17 protein-coding genes are annotated in these 19,621 nt (G+C 42.3%); 14 read left to right on the top strand and 3 right to left on the bottom strand.

The genetic code is table 11. From position 1 onward, the window contains the following. Window positions 1-5: 5 nt before the first annotated feature. The 5 genes from AAYR28_RS17595 (at window position 6) to qoxD (ending at window position 5,547) form a co-directional block, all read left to right on the top strand. Window positions 6-1,088, top strand: a complete 1,083-nt coding sequence (locus tag AAYR28_RS17595) for a M24 family metallopeptidase (RefSeq protein ID WP_345808889.1) — start codon at window positions 6-8, stop codon at window positions 1,086-1,088. Between the two features lie 517 nt (window positions 1,089-1,605). Beyond that, entirely contained in the window at window positions 1,606-2,562 is a 957-nt protein-coding gene (qoxA, locus tag AAYR28_RS17590; protein WP_345808987.1) for a cytochrome aa3 quinol oxidase subunit II, read from the top strand. 27 nt (window positions 2,563-2,589) lie between these two features. Further along, the gene (gene qoxB, locus AAYR28_RS17585) at window positions 2,590-4,548 is read left to right on the top strand and encodes a cytochrome aa3 quinol oxidase subunit I (protein ID WP_024423835.1); all 1,959 of its coding nucleotides are present in this window, start codon (window positions 2,590-2,592) and stop codon (window positions 4,546-4,548) included. Beyond that, window positions 4,548-5,165, top strand: coding sequence for a cytochrome aa3 quinol oxidase subunit III (gene qoxC, locus AAYR28_RS17580; protein ID WP_039182371.1), 618 nt, complete (start codon window positions 4,548-4,550; stop codon window positions 5,163-5,165). Before qoxB ends, qoxC begins: the two co-directional genes overlap by 1 nt. Before the next feature lies 1 nt (window position 5,166). After that, on the top strand, window positions 5,167-5,547 hold the full coding sequence (gene qoxD, locus AAYR28_RS17575) for a cytochrome aa3 quinol oxidase subunit IV (protein WP_012011667.1): 381 nt from the start codon (window positions 5,167-5,169) through the stop codon (window positions 5,545-5,547). A 77-nt stretch (window positions 5,548-5,624) separates the two neighbouring features. On the opposite strand, the gene AAYR28_RS17570 is transcribed toward qoxD, so the two are convergent. Continuing rightward, window positions 5,625-5,888, bottom strand: a complete 264-nt coding sequence (locus AAYR28_RS17570) for a spore morphogenesis/germination protein YwcE (RefSeq protein ID WP_008345491.1) — start codon at window positions 5,886-5,888, stop codon at window positions 5,625-5,627. A gap of 469 nt (window positions 5,889-6,357) precedes the next feature. Between AAYR28_RS17570 and AAYR28_RS17565 the strand changes: the two genes are divergently transcribed. From AAYR28_RS17565 to AAYR28_RS17555, 3 genes are all read left to right on the top strand, one after another. Beyond that, window positions 6,358-7,569, top strand: coding sequence for an FtsW/RodA/SpoVE family cell cycle protein (locus tag AAYR28_RS17565; protein ID WP_041115417.1), 1,212 nt, complete (start codon window positions 6,358-6,360; stop codon window positions 7,567-7,569). 110 nt (window positions 7,570-7,679) lie between these two features. Further along, window positions 7,680-8,429, top strand: coding sequence for an oxygen-insensitive NADPH nitroreductase (gene nfsA / locus AAYR28_RS17560; RefSeq protein WP_098677123.1), 750 nt, complete (start codon window positions 7,680-7,682; stop codon window positions 8,427-8,429). A 57-nt stretch (window positions 8,430-8,486) separates the two neighbouring features. Continuing rightward, the gene (locus AAYR28_RS17555) at window positions 8,487-9,488 is read left to right on the top strand and encodes an LLM class flavin-dependent oxidoreductase (RefSeq protein WP_120207925.1); all 1,002 of its coding nucleotides are present in this window, start codon (window positions 8,487-8,489) and stop codon (window positions 9,486-9,488) included. Between the two features lie 320 nt (window positions 9,489-9,808). Here AAYR28_RS17555 and AAYR28_RS17550 read toward each other — a convergent pair whose 3' ends face one another. Continuing rightward, on the bottom strand, window positions 9,809-12,235 hold the full coding sequence (locus AAYR28_RS17550; RefSeq protein WP_098677124.1) for a S8 family peptidase: 2,427 nt from the start codon (window positions 12,233-12,235) through the stop codon (window positions 9,809-9,811). A gap of 500 nt (window positions 12,236-12,735) precedes the next feature. On the opposite strand from AAYR28_RS17550, the gene AAYR28_RS17545 reads away from it, so the two are divergent. The 6 genes from AAYR28_RS17545 to AAYR28_RS17520 all read left to right on the top strand — a co-directional run bounded on the left by AAYR28_RS17545 (window position 12,736) and on the right by AAYR28_RS17520 (window position 18,693). Continuing rightward, window positions 12,736-13,014, top strand: coding sequence for a hypothetical protein (locus AAYR28_RS17545; protein WP_034281298.1), 279 nt, complete (start codon window positions 12,736-12,738; stop codon window positions 13,012-13,014). 52 nt (window positions 13,015-13,066) lie between these two features. Continuing rightward, entirely contained in the window at window positions 13,067-13,900 is an 834-nt protein-coding gene (locus tag AAYR28_RS17540; protein ID WP_034281297.1) for a PRD domain-containing protein, read from the top strand. Window positions 13,901-14,155: 255 nt separating this feature from the next. Beyond that, complete coding sequence (locus tag AAYR28_RS17535) at window positions 14,156-15,544, top strand: sucrose-specific PTS transporter subunit IIBC (protein WP_034281296.1); 1,389 nt, start codon at window positions 14,156-14,158, stop codon at window positions 15,542-15,544. A 19-nt stretch (window positions 15,545-15,563) separates the two neighbouring features. Then, the gene (locus tag AAYR28_RS17530; protein WP_070326153.1) at window positions 15,564-17,021 is read left to right on the top strand and encodes a sucrose-6-phosphate hydrolase; all 1,458 of its coding nucleotides are present in this window, start codon (window positions 15,564-15,566) and stop codon (window positions 17,019-17,021) included. A 188-nt stretch (window positions 17,022-17,209) separates the two neighbouring features. After that, window positions 17,210-17,464, top strand: a complete 255-nt coding sequence (locus AAYR28_RS17525) for a hypothetical protein (RefSeq protein ID WP_024423823.1) — start codon at window positions 17,210-17,212, stop codon at window positions 17,462-17,464. 155 nt (window positions 17,465-17,619) lie between these two features. Then, window positions 17,620-18,693, top strand: coding sequence for a chitobiase/beta-hexosaminidase C-terminal domain-containing protein (locus tag AAYR28_RS17520; RefSeq protein WP_120207923.1), 1,074 nt, complete (start codon window positions 17,620-17,622; stop codon window positions 18,691-18,693). A 47-nt stretch (window positions 18,694-18,740) separates the two neighbouring features. Here AAYR28_RS17520 and AAYR28_RS17515 read toward each other — a convergent pair whose 3' ends face one another. Next, window positions 18,741-19,550 carry a bifunctional hydroxymethylpyrimidine kinase/phosphomethylpyrimidine kinase gene (locus AAYR28_RS17515; RefSeq protein ID WP_024426411.1) on the bottom strand — a complete coding sequence of 270 codons (810 nt, stop codon included), beginning with the start codon at window positions 19,548-19,550 and terminating at the stop codon, window positions 18,741-18,743. Window positions 19,551-19,621 lie beyond the last annotated feature (71 nt).

Genomic DNA, 19,621 nt, shown 5'->3' with positions numbered 1-19,621 from the left:
ATTAGATGATTGAACAAGTAAGAACAATAATGGAAGAAAAACAGCTCGACGGTGTCTTGATTCAAAAGCGTAATAACTTCTCCTGGCTGACAGGAGGGAGAAGAAATCACATCGTGTTAAATACACCAGAGGGCGTGTGCAAGCTGCTTGTGTTAAAAGACGACATCGTCCTCATAGTGAATCAAATGGAAGAAAAGCGGATCATTGAAGAAGAGATGGCGTATATCGATCACCCCTTTCAAGTGGTGACGATGGATTGGTTTGAGGAAGATACGGCACACATTCAAACACTCACAAAAGACAAACGGATCGGGTCAGACATTCAAATGGATGGATTCGAATGGATTGAGCCGGATTTGTCGCAAGTCCGATCCATTCTTTCCGCATCACAGCTCCGCCAATATGAAACGCTTTGTCATGAAACAGCGGTCATTGTAGAGAGTGTTTGTAAAGAAATCGTTCCAGAACAGACGGAGCACGAAATCGCTTCGCTTGCGGCTCAAAAAGCGATCGCGCAGGGAATGACGATTGAAGTGCTGCTTGTAGCAACAGATGATCGGATTCATCAATACCGTCATCCAATTCCGACAGACAAAAAACTTCAAAAGCATGCGCTTGTTGTTCTTTGCGCTGAACGGCATGGACTCGTGGCGAATGTCACAAGGTCTGTTTACTTCGGTCAGCTTCCAAAGGAGCTTGAAGAGAACAAAGATCGGCTTGCACGAATTGACACGGTCATGAATGCTGCCACGCGCCCTGGTAAGACATTGGGAGATGTATTGAAAGCAGGTATTGCTCAGTATGAAAAAGAGGGCTTCCCTGATAGCTGGAAAAAGCTTCATCAAGGGGGAAAGACGGGCTTTGTATCTAGAGAAATCATTGCAGTTCCCTCATCGAAGGAAGAAATTCAGCTGCATCAAGTCTTTACTTGGAATCCTTCATTGCCTGGATTGAAATCAGAGGATACGATGGTCGTAGAGAAAGAGGGGAACCGCTTTTTAACCTATACAGGCAAGTGGACATACATTGATGTTGAGCATGAAGGGGACATCTATAGACGCCCTGACATTTTAGTAAGAGATGAATAATTGCAGAATGCCGGCGCTGAGCCGGTTTTTTGCTGGAAGTCATTTAGCGGGATTCCACATATTCATCATAATTGCCAATTCTTAACGCGCATAGTCAGAGGATCGATACTTTCTTTTCTTGTCAACTTGCGTTAAAATAAGTAAGGTTTTTGTTAAATGTGGGGATACCTATTTTGAAATTGTTTACCTAGATAAAATTTCATTAAGTTAAATTGAAATTTGACCAAACTTTTTTATTGTGGTAAACCTAAATTTGACAAAGTTCTTGATTGTTTGTCCTTTGCCTTCAACTCTCAACTTTTCAAAATCCTAGAAATTTATTGTGTGTGCAATAATATAAATTTATGTCGAATTTATGACATTTTAAAAGAAATCTGTTGAAAAATAAATGAACTTTTGAAAAAAGGGAAGCTAACTCTAACAGATTTTGATAGCATTACAAAGGGAAGAAAAGTTTTCGAAGGCAGATGGCTTTTCACAATTATTCAGCAATTTATACATTATTTAAGGAAGGATGGTGATCTTCTTGTTCAGAGCCATTAAACCTATGCTTTTATTAGCGATGCTCGTGAGTGTTTTTGTATTAGGAGGTTGCAGCAATATCGCTGTTTTAGATCCTAAAGGACCAGTCGCAGCACAACAAAAAGACTTAATCCTTTTATCTATCGGATTCATGCTCTTTATCGTTGGTGCGGTATTTGTAATGTTTACCATCATTTTGGTTAAATACCGTGAGCGTAAGGACGTTGGAAACGCCTCTTATAACCCAGAAATACACGGGAATACGCTTCTAGAAGTTGTCTGGACAGTGATCCCAATATTAATCGTTGCTGCTCTTTCGATTCCAACTGTAAAAACAATTTACTCTTTGGAAGAGGCACCTCAAGCAACAAGCCATAAAGATCCACTTGTCGTTTATGCGACAGCTGTTGATTGGAAATGGATCTTTAGCTATCCAGAGGAAAATATTGAGACAGTGAACTACTTAAACATTCCAAAAGATCAGCCGATTTTATTCAAAATCACTTCCGCTGATACAATGGCATCACTATGGATTCCTCAGCTAGGCGGGGAGAAGTATGCGATGGCTGGAATGGAAATGGAACAATATCTTCAAGCTGATGAAGTAGGCACATACCAAGGAAGAAACGCCAACTTCACAGGCGAGGGCTTTGCTCAGCAAAAATTCAAAGTCAATGCGATGACGCAGTCTGACTATGATAAATGGGTAAACAAAACGAAGAAAGAAGCACCGAAGTTAACGAAGAAAACGTATGACTACTTGATGCTTCCTGATGCTGCAGATGTGCAGACATTCTCATCAACACATTTATCCTTTGCGAAGCATGGAGAGGATTCTGAATACGCACTCCAAGCACGCAAACGTTTAGGTTACCAATCAGTTTCTCCGCATTCCAAAACAGATCCTTTCGAGAATGTGAAGAACTATAAAAGAAAACTAGATAATGAATAAACTGACTAAGGAAAGGAGGAGGCCGTTATGCATTTAAAATGGGATGAGTTTTTTGTAACTGGAGACCCATTAATTCTTGGTGCGCAAATTTCTATCGCTCTTACCTCCATTGCCATCGTGTTTGTTTTAACCTACTTTAAAAAGTGGAAATGGCTCTGGAAAGAATGGCTGACATCAGTTGATCATAAAAAGCTTGGAATCATGTATATCCTTGCTGCTGTGATTATGTTCTTCCGCGGTGGGGTAGACGGACTGATGATGCGCGCGCAGCTGGCGCTTCCTAATAATACGTTTTTAGATTCAAACCACTATAATGAAATCTTTACAACGCATGGTACGATCATGATTCTATTCATGGCGATGCCATTTTTAATTGGTTTAATCAACGTCGTTGTTCCTCTTCAAATTGGTGCACGTGACGTTGCATTCCCTTATTTGAACAACCTTAGCTTCTGGACATTCATGGTCGGAGCAATGCTGTTCAACATTTCCTTCGTTATTGGAGGATCACCAAGTGCAGGCTGGACGAGTTACATGCCGCTCGCCGGAAATGATTTCTCACCAGGACCTGGACAGAACTACTACTTGCTCGGGCTCCAAATTGCAGGTATTGGTACACTTATGACAGGTATTAACTTCATGGTGACCATCTTAAAAATGCGTACTAAAGGTATGACACTTATGCGTATGCCAATGTTTACATGGACAACATTGATTACGTCTGTCATCATCGTGTTTGCATTCCCTGTACTAACAGTTGCTTTAGCACTTATGACATTTGATCGTTTATTCGGTTCTGCATTCTTTACACTCGAAGCAGGCGGTATGCCGATGCTTTGGGCGAACCTATTCTGGATTTGGGGACATCCTGAGGTATATATTGTTATCCTGCCGGCTTTCGGTATTTTCTCAGAAATCTTTGCGACGTTCTCAAGAAAGCAGTTGTTTGGTTACAAAGCGATGGTTGTCTCGATTGTGGCAATCTCTGTTCTTAGTTTCCTTGTGTGGGTTCACCACTTCTTTACAATGGGGAACAGTGCAGCGGTTAACTCATTCTTCTCGATTACAACAATGGCGATTTCTGTACCAACAGGTGTGAAAATCTTTAACTGGCTCTTTACGATGTATCGAGGCCGTATCAGCTTTACATCACCAATGCTTTGGGCACTTGGTTTCATCCCAAACTTCGTAATCGGTGGTGTAACTGGGGTTATGCTTGCGATGGCAGCTGCGGATTACCAGTACCATAACACGTACTTCCTTGTATCCCACTTCCACTATGTATTAATCGCAGGTACTGTATTTGCTTGTTTTGCTGGTCTTGTTTTCTGGTATCCAAAAATGTTTGGTTACAAGTTAAACGAAAGAATCGGCAAATGGTTCTTCTGGGTATTCATGATCGGATTTAACATCTGTTTCTTCCCGCAGTACTTCCTAGGACTGCAAGGAATGCCAAGACGTATCTATACGTATGGACCAGAAGATGGCTGGACTGCACTAAACTTTATTTCAACAATTGGTGCATTTATGATGGGTATCGGATTCATCATCCTTTGCTACAACATTTACTACAGCTGGAGACATTCAAAACGTGAAGTGTCTGGAGACAGCTGGGGAGAAGGACGTACACTTGACTGGGCGACATCTTCTGCAATTCCGCCGCATTATAACTTTGCAGCACTTCCAGAAGTGACAACACCAGATGCATTCCATCATTGGAAGCAAAACAATGTGGACGTTCATCCTGAAAAAGAATTCAAGAAAATTCACATGCCGCACAATTCAGGCAGACCGCTGATCATGTCTGCATTCTTTGGACTTGGTGCATTCGGTCTTGTATTTGAATGGTACTGGATTGGCGTTATTGGCTTAATCGGTGTATTCGCAACGATGATTTTACGTTCATTCGAATATGACGATGGCTACTATATTCCTGTTGAAGAAGTCATTGAAACAGAGAAAAAGAATAAGGAGGCGCAGAAGTAATGGGACATAATGATAGCAGCTATGCAAATGCACCGCTTGAATATCGCTCTGAAACCGGACGTTTAAACATCCTTGGTTTCTGGATATTCCTTGGCGCGGAAATCGTGTTATTCTCAACACTTTTTGCGACCTACTTTGTTCTACATGGCAGAACAGCTGGCGGCGTTTTACCAGCTGAGCTGTTTGATATGAAGCTTGTATTGATCATGACATTCCTGCTATTGGTTAGTTCATTTACATGCGGGATTGCTGTTCATGAAATGCGCCGTGGAAGTACAAAAGGGGTTGTCATTTGGACGATTCTCACACTGCTTCTAGGTGCAGGCTTCGTTGGATTCGAGATTTTTGAGTTCTTCCATTATGTACATGAGGGTGCGAGCATCCATACAAGTGCGTACTGGTCTGCATTCTTTGTACTTTTAGGAACTCACGGACTGCACGTATCGATCGGTATCTTCTGGATTACCGGGATCTTGTTCCAAATTAAAAAACGTGGATTAACTCCACAAACAGCAGCGAAGATTTTCATCTCAAGTCTATACTGGCATTTCCTTGATGTTGTATGGATTTTCATCTTCACAGCTGTTTACTTGATCGGATTAGGGGGGCTTTTGTGATATGGCTGGAAAAACACATTCCTCAGCAGAGCACGAACACTTCCCTTGGAAACACGTAGTTGGCTTTATCCTATCTATTGTGCTGACAGTCTTAGCATTCTGGATTGCGATTGGAGCTGAAATTGGCAGTTCCGCAAAACTATGGATTATCTTTGGTTTTGCGTTCATTCAAGCATTCTTGCAGCTGTTCATGTTTATGCACATGACAGAGAGCGAGAACGGAACTGTTCAAGTCGGAAATACTTTGTTTGGTCTGTTCTGTGCGATTATCTTCGTCATCGGATCTGTTTGGATCTTTGCGGCTCACTACAGCCACGGAGAGAACAGTAAAGACGGTTATTCACCGTCTGCGCCAAAGCAGTCTGAGCATTCAGAGAAATAATAAAAAAACCACTCATCTCTTGAAGGTGAGTGGTTTTTATCATGATGGTGATAACGCTTCCAATAGTTGGGCGATATCTATCTGCTGCTGAATCTTTTGCGAATGAATGGAAGTCCGTAGATGAGGAACGCTGCAATGTGAGCCAAAATCACGTTAATGGCAAAGAATGCGATCATGAAGGTATGTCCTGCTGGAGATAAACTGCTTGTCATGTAAAGACCGAAGAAAATCCACATAATCATAATGGGTGGAATAGATGCTAATGCAATCTTTCTGTTTTCCAGCCATAAAAACAGGGGTGTAGCCGTTGCTATACATAGGTACGCAAAGAACATATCCATCGTATCCAACTCCTTTGTAAGTTGATGTTCAAATCAAATGAGAGGTCAGGATGCAATTGTGTCTGTTTTTAGGAGATATTGTGAACATTTTGTTACAAGTATTATACCACAATTGACTTTGAAGTAAACGTAATAATTGGAAAATGGGCCTTATTCCATACAAAATGGTTTTGTTCCTCAGTGCAGCTTATCTCATCTGATGTTTACTTGTCATATCGCCACATAGGTCATTGAATTTTCCCCTTAAAATCTGTAAAATAAACTTTTTAAAGGACTTGAGATCGATTGAATGAAAAGTGTATAGAGGGATTTTTTCCTATTGTTAGGATGAAAAGTATTTCATTTTTTGAAAATTGAATGGAACCTTTCGGATGTATCTTCCGTCATATTTAAGGTGAGTTGATTTTGTGAAAATTTCAATCTAATATAAATAAGGGCTTTTATGTTTTGTAATAAGGGTGGTTAGTTCATGAACAAGCAGAATACATCTCCTTACTATCAAGGAGATTTGATTTTTATATTTTTAGCCTTCTTTGCCATCAGTGTCATTGCGATTTATGCTGCGGGTCAATTTGGGCAGTACGGATCTAATGCATGGACCAGACAGATTATTTACTACATGGTCGGAGTTATATGTATTGTTGCCATAAATTACTTTGATTTGGAGCAATTAGAGAAGCTAAGTCTCTATATTTTTATAGGCGGCATACTGCTGTTGCTTTTTCTGAAGGTTGCTCCTGCACAAATCGGAGGTCATGATTTTGCTCCAATCAAAAATGGTGCAAAAAGCTGGTTTGTGTTACCTGGAATAGGGACATTTCAGCCTTCAGAGTTCATGAAAATTGGTTTGATTATGATGCTTGCATCTGTCATTGGAAAGTCTACACCTAGAGGAAAGCGGACATTAGAGGATGATATTTTCCTTCTATTAAAAATTGCCGGGGTGGCAGCTGTACCAGTTGGACTGATCTTCTTGCAGGATGCAGGGACTGCGGCTGTTTGTATGTTTATTGTTGTGGTGATGGTGTTTTTATCAGGGATCAATTGGAAACTGATCTCTCTCATCGGTTCAGTGGTTGTGCTTTTAGTTGCCTCTGTTTTAGCTGTGATCATCTTATTCCCTGATTTTGCGAAAACAATAGGCATCCAGCAGTACCAGATCAACCGGATCACCGCTTGGCTGCCTGATAGTTCTTCAACAGCCAACCAAGCACAGACGCAGGATGCATCTGGATCTGATAAATATCAAGTAGAGCAGGCGATTATGGCCATTGGTGCAGGGCAGATTTTTGGGAATGGCATTAAAAACTTAAAGGTCTACGTTCCTGAAGCACAAACGGATATGATTTTCTCCATTATAGGTGAAGCCTTTGGCTTTATCGGCTGTGCGTTTGTTGTGATCATGTTCTTCTTCTTGATTTACCGGCTTGTCGTACTGATTGACCGTATCCATCCTTATAGCCGATTTGCGTCATTCTTCTGCGTAGGATATACAGCATTGATTGTAATTCATACGTTCCAGAACATTGGCATGAACATAGGCGTGATGCCTGTAACAGGGATTCCACTCTTATTTATCAGCTTTGGAGGAAGCTCTGTCTTGTCCGTTCTCATTGGATTCGGGATCGCCTATAACGCAAGCGTTCAATTAACGAAATATCAAAGTTATTTATTTAAATAAAACGGGTAAGGGCAGTCTAAGTATAGGCTGTCTTTTTTTATGCGAGTTTTCATTTTTGAAAAGCCCTATGTCTTTGCCTTATGATAGAAGAAGTGAAGGAGGTCTTCGAATTGAACAAAACGATAGAAGCCATATTAAATCATCGATCCATCCGTTCGTTTACAGACGAGCGTTTGACAGAAGAAGAGGTGCTGACACTGATTAAAAGTGCACAGGCTGCTTCGACATCAAGCTATGTACAGGCGTATAGTATTATTGGGGTGACAGATCAGGAGAAGAAGGCCAAGCTTGCTGAACTGGCTGGGAATCAGCCTTATGTTGAGAAGAATGGGCATTTCTTTGTCTTCTGTGCAGACTTGAAACGCCATGATCATATTGCAAAAAGAGCAGGGAAGAATCATCAGGAGGCGTTTGAGAACACGGAAGCCTTTCTCATTAGCGTCATCGATGCGGCATTGGCTGCACAAAATGTCAGTGTTGCTGCAGAATCAATGGGACTTGGGATCTGCTATATTGGCGGACTGCGTAATCAGCTGAGAGAAGTCTCTGAAGTGCTTGAAACGCCATCTTATGTGCTGCCGTTATTCGGTCTGGCTGTTGGTCATCCAGCTAACCAGTCGTCTCAAAAGGAACGGCTGCCAGTTGAACTCATCTATCATGAAAATTCATATCAGCAAGATGAAGCGCATGTGGATCGTTATTTAAAAGAATACGATGATCGTATTTCGGCATATTATGAAGAACGAACAAACGGTGAGAGAAAAGATACTTGGTCTGAGCAGATGCTGCGGGGCTTTAGTCAGCCAAAGCGTGCCTTCCTTGGAGAATTTGTGAAAGAGAAGGGCTTTAATCGAAAATAAATAAGACATCCCCCTTTCCATTTAAGAGAGGGGGATTTCTGTAAGAGGTGCAGCATAATGAAATTAAGTATACTGGATCAATCTCCTTTGATTGGAGACGCAACACCTGCTGAAGCACTGAAGCAGACGGTTGAACTGGCGAAGCAAGCGGAGAAGTGGGGCTATCACCGTTTTTGGGTATCAGAGCATCATTTTTCAAACCGGCTTGCAGGATCGAGTCCAGAGGTGCTTCTCGGCCATTTATCAGCCGTTACGTCGCACATCCGCATTGGCTCTGGCGGCGTCATGCTTCCCCACTACAGTGCCTATAAAGTAGCAGAGAACTTCAGGGTTCTCGAAGCGCTGGCTCCCGGCAGAATCGATCTTGGGATTGGACGTGCCCCTGGTGGTATGCCCATTTCTTCCATTGCCCTTCATCATGGTGAGCGAAAGCGTCTAGGCGACCAATATCCTGAGCAGGTAGAGGAATTGAAGGTGTATTTACATGATCTAGCGGATGAATTTTACCCGCTGCCTCATTTGACCGCTTCTCCGAAGGTTGAGACCGCGCCAGAAGTATGGATGCTCGGTTCCTCTGGCGGGAGTGCAAGGCTTGCGGCGAAAGCAGGTGCAGGCTACACGTTTGCTCTTTTTATTAATGGTGAAGGCGGAGAAGATTCTGTGGAGCAATATATCAATCGATTTGAACCTTCAGTATTCGGTGAAAAGCCGCGTGTCAGTCTGGCAGTCTTTGTTTTATGTGCCGAAACAGAGGAGCAGGCAGAAAAACTGGCTGTCAGCTTAGATTTATCTTTACTTGCCAATGAACAAGGGCTGAATCTTGAAGGCTTTCCTTCATATGAAGAGGTACAGTCGTATTCCTACAGTCCATATGAACAAAAACGAGTGGCTGCTAATCGTCAAAGGATGGTCGTTGGAACGCCAGCATCTGTGAAAGAGCAGCTGACCGCACTCGCGAAGGCTTATCGGACAGATGAATTGATCGCTGTGACCATCACACATCACATGCAAGACCGGCTCACATCGTATCGTTTATTAAAAGAAGCCTTTGATGCATAACGTATGTATATTTATCGCCTGCGGAGCCAGTACAAGGGGAAAAGGAGCATCATGGTGAGGAAGAAGGCGGCTGACACGAGCAGGCTGAGCGGGTAGATACAGGAAGTATAAACAGACAGCTCGCATGCTTGATGAAAAGGACGAGGCTGCTTCGTATGTAAAAAGGTTAGAAAATAAACCAAGGTGATCGTCAGGAAAAAAGCAGTAAAAAAAGAAACGATCCATAGCAATATCAACATGAGTTTCTCTTTCCTCCATATATGATCGAAAAGCCTTGATGAGCTTATCCGCTCATACAAGGCTTTTCTTGTGATTCACATTTATTCAGGGTAAATTTCGAAAGCTTCCTTCGTTTGTACGGTATCTGATTTTCCTTTCAAGCTTGCATACGCAAGCATTGTATACTCACCAGCTTCAAGCTTCTGGCCTTGATTGATTGTGCCATTCCATTTTACGCGGTGCTCTCCTTTATCAACATGTTGATAAACACCAGCTTCACCTAAATACTCTCCATCGGTCGAGTAGACAAGGAATGCAAGGTTCTCAGCACCGCCAGGCAGGTAGCTGCTAATGACATAGCTTCCAGCACGATTGTCCGGCTCTACGGAAACAGAAGTGACGCGCGGATAATCAGGCTCTTTCACAATCAATAAAGTAGGGATTTCTGTGATCTTTCTGCCATTTTCGCGAAGGGTTATGCTGCCTTGGTACGTCCCTTTTTTGGTTTTTCCGTAATTCACCTGTACTGCGGAAGTAAAGGATCCAGTGGAATTCCCTTTGACGGTGATTTTTTTCGTTCCGTTTGTACTAATGCCGCTGCCATTGAATTTGTAATCAATGGTATACGTTTTCGGTGCTTTTGAAAGGTTTTCTACCTTAAATTTTTTCGTTTTGATTTGAACGCCTTTTTCCTTTAAGAAAGTGCCGTAAGAATAGCTCGCATCAGAAACGATAGAAGACGCCTGAAGTGATTCCATGATTCGAACGCTGCCTGTTCCTTGTGTGTTATGAGGGAATGGGCTGCCATTTGCGTCAAACAGTTTTTCTGCTGTATTCATCAGCAATGCTTTGATTTGTTCAGTTGAGTACGATGGTTTTGCTTGTTTGATGATCGCTGCAACTCCTGCCACATGCGGAGATGCCATACTTGTTCCTTGCTTAGACCCATATCCGTAAGGCTGAGAAGGATCATGCGTTGGGATCGTACTCACAATGCTGACGCCAGGTGCTGATAGATCAGGCTTAATCATCCACGTATCCACAACCGGTCCGCGGGATGAGAAGTCAGCGACTTGCTCACTAAGTTCCTTGACAAATTGAATGGAGAAAGCCGTTGTATCGTTTCCAGCCTCAATGGCTTTAATAAGCGCTGTTCCTTCAGCTTTTGACAGCTTAATCGTAGGAAGTGCGAGTCCTGGTACGTCGACTGGGATTTCTCCATCGGTATTGTTATACATCACAACGCCGATTGCACCAGCGGCTTTTGCATTGTCGACTTTATCCACAAAAGCAATGGCACCACGTTCAATTACGGCCACCTTTCCTTTCACATCGATGTCTTCAAACGCCTTTTCGTCACCGATTCCTGCTTGGACGAGTGTGACTTGTTTTTGGTCAAGCGCTTTTAAATCACTCTCTTGGTAGTAGCCCATGACTTTTGCAGTAGAATAGTTCGGGAATTTCACATTGTAAAGGCTGTACGGAAGCTGAGTTGCTCCGACAGAAATGGCCTCTCTTGACGTGCCGGGAGAACCGACTGTCCAGCTGTTCGGACCGCTGTTTCCATTCGAAGTAACAGCGACAACGCCTTCAGACATGGCCCAATCAAGTGCAATGCTCGTTGCATAATCAGGGTTATTGACACTGTTTCCAAGAGAGAGGTTCATGACATCTGCTCCGTCAGTAACAGCCCGGTCGATGCCTGCAAGAACGTTCTCAGTTGTTCCAGATCCACCTGGTCCAAGTACACGGTATGCAAGAAGCGTGGCATCCTTTGCGACCCCTTTAATTTGTCCATTTGCCGCAATCGTTCCTGCCACGTGTGTGCCGTGATCTGTGGATTCGCCTCTAGGATCTCCTTTAGGTGTCTCTTGCGGAGAATAATCATTATCAACAAAATCATAGCCTTTGTATAAACCGAAGTTTCCTTTTAAATCAGGGTGGGTATAGTCTACTCCAGTATCAATGACTGCGACTTTGACCCCTTTTCCAGAATAGCCGGCATCCCATGCTTTTGGTGCACCGATAAATGGAGCGCTTTTATCCATAAGCGGGGAGACATCTTCGTTTGGAAGCTGGATGCTTTCTTTTTTCACTTCATCGGTTTTATATGTAACATCCGGATAAACGGCTTTTACTCCATCCACTGCGAGCAGCTTCGGGATTTCGTTTGCAGGAAGTTTCATAGAGAAACCAGAGAAAACTTTTTCATATTCTTGACGAACACTCGCTTTATCTACCTCTTTGAGTGCTGCGTTCTTTACTTTTGTTCGAGATTTTTTGAGGGAGGCCTTTGTTTGTGATTCGCCTTCTTGCTCGGCTTCAACTAAGGATTTTTCCTTTAATTCAACAATGACAGTGGTTTGTTTTTTCGAGTTGACATTGATTTCACCGAAGATTTCTGCTTTTTCTAGTTCCATCTTTTTGTTAGATGGAGCAGCAGCAGCCTGTTGACCGGTAAAGAATGTGGATAAAATAAAAATAGTGGAGAACAAAAGAACAGAAGAACGAGATATTACCTTTTTCATTTATTTTCCCCTTTCTAGCTGTGTTTTTAGGGAGATAGCCTTTCTTTTTGTGGATAAATAGGAAAGATTCACTGCCCGTTATTAAGTATTCAATACGTTGAAAACAATTCCTTTACTAAAATGGTCTTATTTTACATAGTTATAAAGAACTATTTTGTTTATAAAGTCGCACTTATTCACAAATGTCTGTTGATAACTCAATTATTCAGATACATATATGGAAAATAAAAAATTTACATACACAAAATCTAGTAAGAGGGTGTTGATATGTGGATAAACCCTGTTGATAAGGTGTGCTTATCTTTGGGATAGCGTGTGCATAAAATTTTCATTGAAACATCCAGGCACATGATGATCTTCTGCACTTTTCAACAAAACTTCTGAAAACTAGTTGGTTTTTTCACCCAGATTGTGACAAACCTCTCTTTTTTCTCGGGATATGATAGGAGCAGTTGTTTTGCTAGAGCTGCTAGATTCTAAGAAAAGCGGAGGGATGTTCAGTGAAGAAATTAAAAAGCTGGTTGAGCGTATGGTTTGGTTTTATGATGAATGTGCTTGTGAACCCTGGTGTGATGATGAAACAGCAAGGGTTTCAGGCGGCCGCGGCGGATGCTGGATTCTTTGAAGTAGTGAAAGAGAGAGAGCTGGAGAAACTGGCAGAAGAACATAAGAAGAAACGCAGGATAGAGAAGCGGTTTACTCAAAGTCTGATGATGCTTGAAGAGAAGACGATGCGAGAGGCGCGTGCTGGTCCGCTCTTACCTTTACAGAAAAAGTGAAACAGGGTAAAATCCCACATAAGAAATGTTATCTGCTGGGAGAGGATACCCCTTGAAGATATATAAAATATTGAATAACAACGCAGTGATTGTGAAGGAGGGCGATCAGGAGAAAATTGTGATGGGACCCGGAATTGCTTTTCAGAAGGGGAAAAATGACGTCGTTCCTCTTCAAAAAATAGAGAAAATCTTTGTTGTGCGTGAAGAAAATGAGAAATTCAAACAAATTCTTGCCACATTGCCAGAAGCGCATATTGAGGTAGCAGAGCATATCATCAGTTATGCAGAGGGGAAACTCATGATGCCGCTCAGTGATCACATTCACATATCACTGACTGATCATTTGTCCTTCGCCATTGAACGCCTTCAAAAAGGCATTGTGTTATATAATAAATTGCTTGGTGAGATCAAAGTCTTATATAAGCAGGAATATGAGATTGGAAAGTATGCCATTCGTTATGTAAAGGAGCGGCTTGGGGTTGAACTGCCGGACGATGAGGCAGGATATGTGGCACTTCATATTCATACGGCCAAAATGAATACGGAGTCCATGAAAAAGACCGTGAAATATACAACGATGATTAAAGAAATGATCGAGCATATTGAAAGATATTTTCAGCATTCAATTGATGAGGATAGTATTTCCTATCAGCGGCTTGTGACACATTTGAGGTATGCATTAGGCAGGTTGGAATCAAATGAGGCATTTCAAATCATGGACGAAGACATGCTGATTTTTATCCAAACAAAATATGATACAGCGTACCGGTGTGCACTTGGACTTGCTGATTTGTTAAAAGATGAATATGGACTTCATCTCCCTGAATCGGAGATCGGCTACATCACGCTGCATGTCCAGCGTCTGCAGGAAGCCGAATTGGTTTAAAATGATGTGCCTGCATGCAGGCTTTTTTTTATGCACACTACTCTTATTAGTGTACATGGGTCATTGGATTTGAAAAAAGAGGTTGACGCATGTCACAGTCTTATACTATGATGAAAGCGTAATCAAAATTTGATACCGCGGGATTGTGACTGTCAGGCAGGCAAGACCTAAAATTTGCGTAACGAGGGGACGTGTATGTCCTTTACTCGTTGGTGAATTTTAGGTCTTTTTTGCTTTAAAAAAGGAGGAAACTTCATGGATTATCAAAAAACAGCCAAAGAATTAACAAAACTGTTAGGCGGAAAAGAAAATGTCATCAGTGCTACGCATTGTGCAACAAGACTCAGATTGGTGGTGAAAAATGAGGATTTGATTGACAAAGAGGCCATTGAAGAACTTGAAGGTGTAAAAGGGGCTTTCTCAAGTTCAGGACAATTTCAAGTCATTTTTGGAACGGGATCTGTCAACAAAGTATATGAACCATTTGCTCGTGAGACTGGTCTTGAGACTGGCGACGAGAAACAAAAGCCTGTCAGCCATGATGAAGCAGTGAAACAAAAAATGAATCCACTTGCGCGTTTTGCAAAGACGTTATCGAATATTTTTGTACCAATCATTCCAGCAATTGTGGCAAGCGGTTTGTTAATGGGTCTCTTAGGTATGATGAAAGCCTTCAAATGGGCTGATCCAAGCTCTGCGATCTTCCAAATGCTTGATATGTTCTCAAGTGCAGCCTTTATCATTTTGCCGATTTTAATTGGGGTCAGTGCAGCGAAAGAGTTTGGCGGAAATCCGTATTTAGGGGCTGTCATTGGGGGAATTATGATTCACCCGAATCTGCTTAATCCGTGGGGATTGACGGAAGCAAAACCTGAATATATGCATTTATTCAATATTGATATTGCTCTTCTTGGTTACCAAGGGACGGTTATTCCAGTGTTATTGACCGTATATATCATGTGCCTTGTTGAGAAGAATTTAAGAAAAGTCGTTCCGAACAGTATTGATTTACTTGTGACCCCATTTGTGACGGTGATTGTCACTGGATTTGTGACATTTATTGCAGTTGGACCGCTTGGAAGAATGCTTGGTACAGGCATTTCGAATGCACTGACATTTATTTATGACCATGCAGGGTTCTTAGCAGGACTCATTTTCGGCGGTGCTTACTCTTTGATTGTGCTCACAGGGGTTCACCATAGCTTCCATGCGATTGAGGCAGGGTTGCTGAATGATATTGGGCGTAACTATTTGCTGCCAATCTGGGCAATGTCCAATGTCGCGCAAGGCGGGGCAGGATTGGCTGTTTTTTTCTTAGCCAAGCGTGCAAAAACAAAAGAAATTGCCCTTCCTGCTGCCTTCTCTGCTTTTTTAGGAATTACTGAGCCTGTTATATTCGGTGTAAACCTCCGCTATCGTCAACCATTTATTGCGGCGATGATTGGAGGAGCATTGGGCGGGGCATTTGTAGTTTTCACGAAGGTAGCAGCCAATGCTTATGGTTTAACAGGCATTCCGATGATTGCGATTGCAGCACCATTCGGTGTTCAGAATGTGGTCAATTATGTGATTGGTATGTTAATCGCTGTTGCTGTTTCATTTATTCTCACTATCATTTTTAAAATAAAAGAAGTCGAAAAATAATCAAGGAGTGGTCACAGTCATGACAACAACTGACGCAGCACTTCGTCAAAAGGTAGCAGACCGTATTCGAAACTATGAGCATTTGGTCAAAAAGGATGTGTACCGGCAGCATTTTCATTTGATGCCGCCAGTCGGTCTTTTAAATGACCCGAATGGACTGATTCAGTGGAAAGGAATTTACCACGTCTTTTATCAGTGGCAGCCATTCAAAACGGGGCATGGTGCAAAATTCTGGGGGCATTATACATCGACAGATCTAGTCAATTGGCAGCACGAAGAAGCCGCTCTTGCCCCAAGTGATTGGTTTGATCAAAACGGCTGTTATTCTGGCAGTGCATTTATAAACGATGGGCAGATGCATGTGATGTACACTGGAAACGTTCGGGATGAACAAGGGAACCGTGAGACGTATCAATGTTTAGCTGTTTCAGAGGACGGTATTCACTTTCACAAAAAAGGTGTCGTGGCGACGCTGCCGGAAGGATTCACCGCCCATTTTCGAGATCCAAAGGTATGGAAGCGAAATGGCCAGTGGTACATGGTCCTTGGTGCACAAAGCTTAGACCTCAAAGGACACCTTGTCTTATTTACCTCTGATACGTTAGAGAATTGGACGTTTCAAGGCACGATTGCAGGCAGCGGAAAGAATGGTTTAGACAATTTCGGCTATATGTGGGAGTGTCCAGACCTGTTTGAATTAGACGGCCGGGATGTATTGATTGTGTCACCGCAAGGACTCAAGCCGGATGGCTTAAAATATCACAACACACATCAATCAGGCTATTTTGTTGGCACATTGGATGATCATTCCTATCAATATACACACGGAGCGTTTGAGGAGCTGGACCGCGGCTTTGACTTCTATGCGCAGCAAACCTTTCTAGACGAATCAGGCAGACGACTTTTAATCGGGTGGATGGGGGTACCTGATCAAGGAGAAGAACATCATCCGACGATTTCTTATCAATGGATACACTGCCTCACGATCCCGAGAGAGCTCCGTTTAGATGATGACGGACATCTGATTCAAAAACCAGTAAGTGAACTTCAATCCATGCGGACCAATGAACAAGAGCATGTTTTTCACATTAAACGTTCTGTTCATTCCATCCCTGTAGATGATATTACGAGCGCAGAGGTATTCATTGATCAAATTGACACACAAAAAGGGTTTGAATGCTGTATCCGTGCAGCTGCACGCATCATCTATGATAAAGAGGAAGGAAAGCTGACATTAGAGCGGGATCGATTTGAAGATCGATCAAAGGAAGTTCGTGAAGCAGCAATAGAGGAATTACACGATCTTCATATCTTTATTGATGCATCGTCGATTGAGATTTTTGTAAACGGAGGCCGAGAAGTTTTTACTGCACGTTACTTTCCTTCCCCGGGAAATAAATCGATCTCCATCAGTGGAAGAAATGAAACAAAGCTGACATTGAAGACATGGCATTTACAAAAAGAAGCAGGTCGTTGATCTGCTTTTTTCTAGTGAGATCAGCCTGTATCTTAGAGCCTATAGCGTGTATATACAAGGGTGGCCTAAAGCGGTTTGATGACGTTTTACATATATGATAACAGGTGGAATTATGGTATCATTTTAAAATATATACAGCTGAGGCTGACGTTTATCCAAATGCGGTAGGACAAAAAGGGGTTGTTTACTTGAATTCAAAACAGCAGCCGACGACTAGAAAACGCTTGGAGACAATGGCAGATCATGTTGAAGATAAACGTGAAGAATATAAGGAATTGCTCATTCAAGTTCAATCTATTCTCGGTGAACCTTCTTTAGAGCAGGAAGAAGTGAAAGAGAAGCTGTCAGATACGTATAAACAAATGAAAGAATATGCTTTATTTGTTGAATCCATTGAAGCCTTTATTCGAAAAATGGCGAAAGAGTCCGATCAGCAAAAATAGGCGTTCATGTATGGATAAAAGAGTGTACTCGGAAGCGGGTACGCTTTTTTTATTCAATAAGATTATTCAGAAATTTAAATGAAAGCGTTGACATTTGTGTTGTCATGATCAATAATAAATAAAAATTTCATCTGAGCATGTACAGGAGGAACGATATGAACTATACAACCAAGAAATGCCTGATCACCTTTATTATTGTCCTGTTTTCTATGAGTTTTCTTTTTCCTTCCGTTTCTTCTGCCCGAAATCATACGTCATCTGCTGCGTCAACTGCTTCAGTCCCGTCTGGTCAATATTATCGTTTACAAGAGGTAGCTCTGCATTCTCACGTTCAAAAAGCTTCTCTTTATTACACAACAGATGGCAGCCAGCCGACAACTCAAAGTCAGTTATACAAAAAGCCCATTCATATCGAAACTGATACGACTTTAAAAGTAAGCGCTTACAAAAATAGGCATCGACTTGCTACGTCTACGTACAATTATCGTTTTGTCACACGAGAGGATATCGCATCATCTTTTTTATCTTTTGAATATCAAGGAATGCCTTATCGGTTGTACATTCCGAAAAATCATAAGAGGGGTAAAGCCTATCCTTTAGTCCTCTTCTTACATGGAGGCGGGGAGAGGGGAACAGACAATCAAAAGCAGTTACTTGCGAATGATGGTGCAGTTTTATGGGCTTCTCCTGAAGTTCAAAAGAAACATCCTTCGTATGTACTTGCACCTCAGGCGCGAAATGCTGTCGATGGAGGCTTTGCATTAACAAGAAATGTGCAAAATGAAATTGATCTGACGAATGTGTTTCAATTTTCACCAGATTTACACAAAGCTTATGATGTCCTTCAGCATGTGTTAACTTCTTATCAGATTGACCAGAAAAGAATTTATGCGACGGGTTTATCACAAGGTGGATTTGGCACGTACCAGTTGAACATCACATATCCTCGTTTGTTTGCAGCGATGATTCCTATTGCTGGGGGTGCAGATCCGAGCAAGGCGGGAATTTTAGCGAGCAAGCCAATATGGGCATTTCATGCAGAGGATGATTCCATTATCCCTATCAGCTATGCGAGAAATACAATTCAAGCTATTCAAAAAGCTGGCGGCCAGCCGCTTTATACGGAGTATGCAAGCAAGTATGGATATGACCATGCATCATGGACGCCTGCTTATGAGACGCCAGGCTTAACAGATTGGCTGTTTGCACAGAGACGAAGCTTTCGATAAACAAAAACCGATTCACCTCCTAACAAGGCGAATCGGTTTTTTCTGTTTTATTTGTCAAAACGATGAGCAGAATGCTTTGTTGGTCCGATGTATTCGTTTAGCTGGAAAGAGCCTTTAATGGCAGCCGTGATGAATTCTTTTGCTGCATAAATGGCTTCTTTCACGTCTGATCCATTCGCTAGTTCAGCTGTGACTGCTGCTGAGAATGTGCAGCCTGCGCCGTGTGTGTATTCTGTGTCGATTTTATCTGTTTCAAGGCGTTCGAAGGTTTGTCCATCATAAAGCAAATCGATGGCTTTGTCTTCGCTGAGCTTACCGCCTCCAGTGATAACCACATACTTTGCACCAAGTTCGTGAATGCGTTTTGCTGCTTCTTCCATTTGTTCGATCGTTTTGATCTCGCCGATTCCGCTTAATTGACCTGCTTCGAAAAGATTAGGTGTGATAACGGTTGCCAGTGGCGTGAGCTTTTCACGCAATGCTTCCGCGTGCTCTGGGTAAAGGACTTCGTTCGCACCCTTACAAACCATGACAGGATCAATGACGACATTTTTTAGGTCATATGTTTTGATGGTGTCAGCTGCAAGCTCAATCACGTCGACGGTTGGAAGCATACCCGTTTTCAGCGCATCTACACCAATACCTTCTACAATGGTAGAGAGCTGCGCGCGAATTGTCGCCGTATCAATTGGAAACACCTGATGATCCCAATGATTATGAGGGTCCATTGCAACGACAACGGTTAAAGCTGTCATCCCGTAGACGTTTTTTTCTTGAAACGTTTTTAAATCTGCTTGGATACCTGCACCGCCGCTTGAATCCGAACCTGCGATGGTGAGTGCTTTATTCATAGACATAGTTGCTGAACCTCCAATGTGATGTGTAACAGTTACTGTTCTATCCCTTATTATAATCAGCTTTTCCATTT

This window comes from Bacillus safensis, from assembly GCF_039619585.1.
GTDB classification, from domain to species: domain Bacteria; phylum Bacillota; class Bacilli; order Bacillales; family Bacillaceae; genus Bacillus; species Bacillus safensis.
The sequence above is the reverse complement of the archived record's forward strand: the minus strand, read 5'-3'. Positions and strand labels throughout refer to the sequence as shown.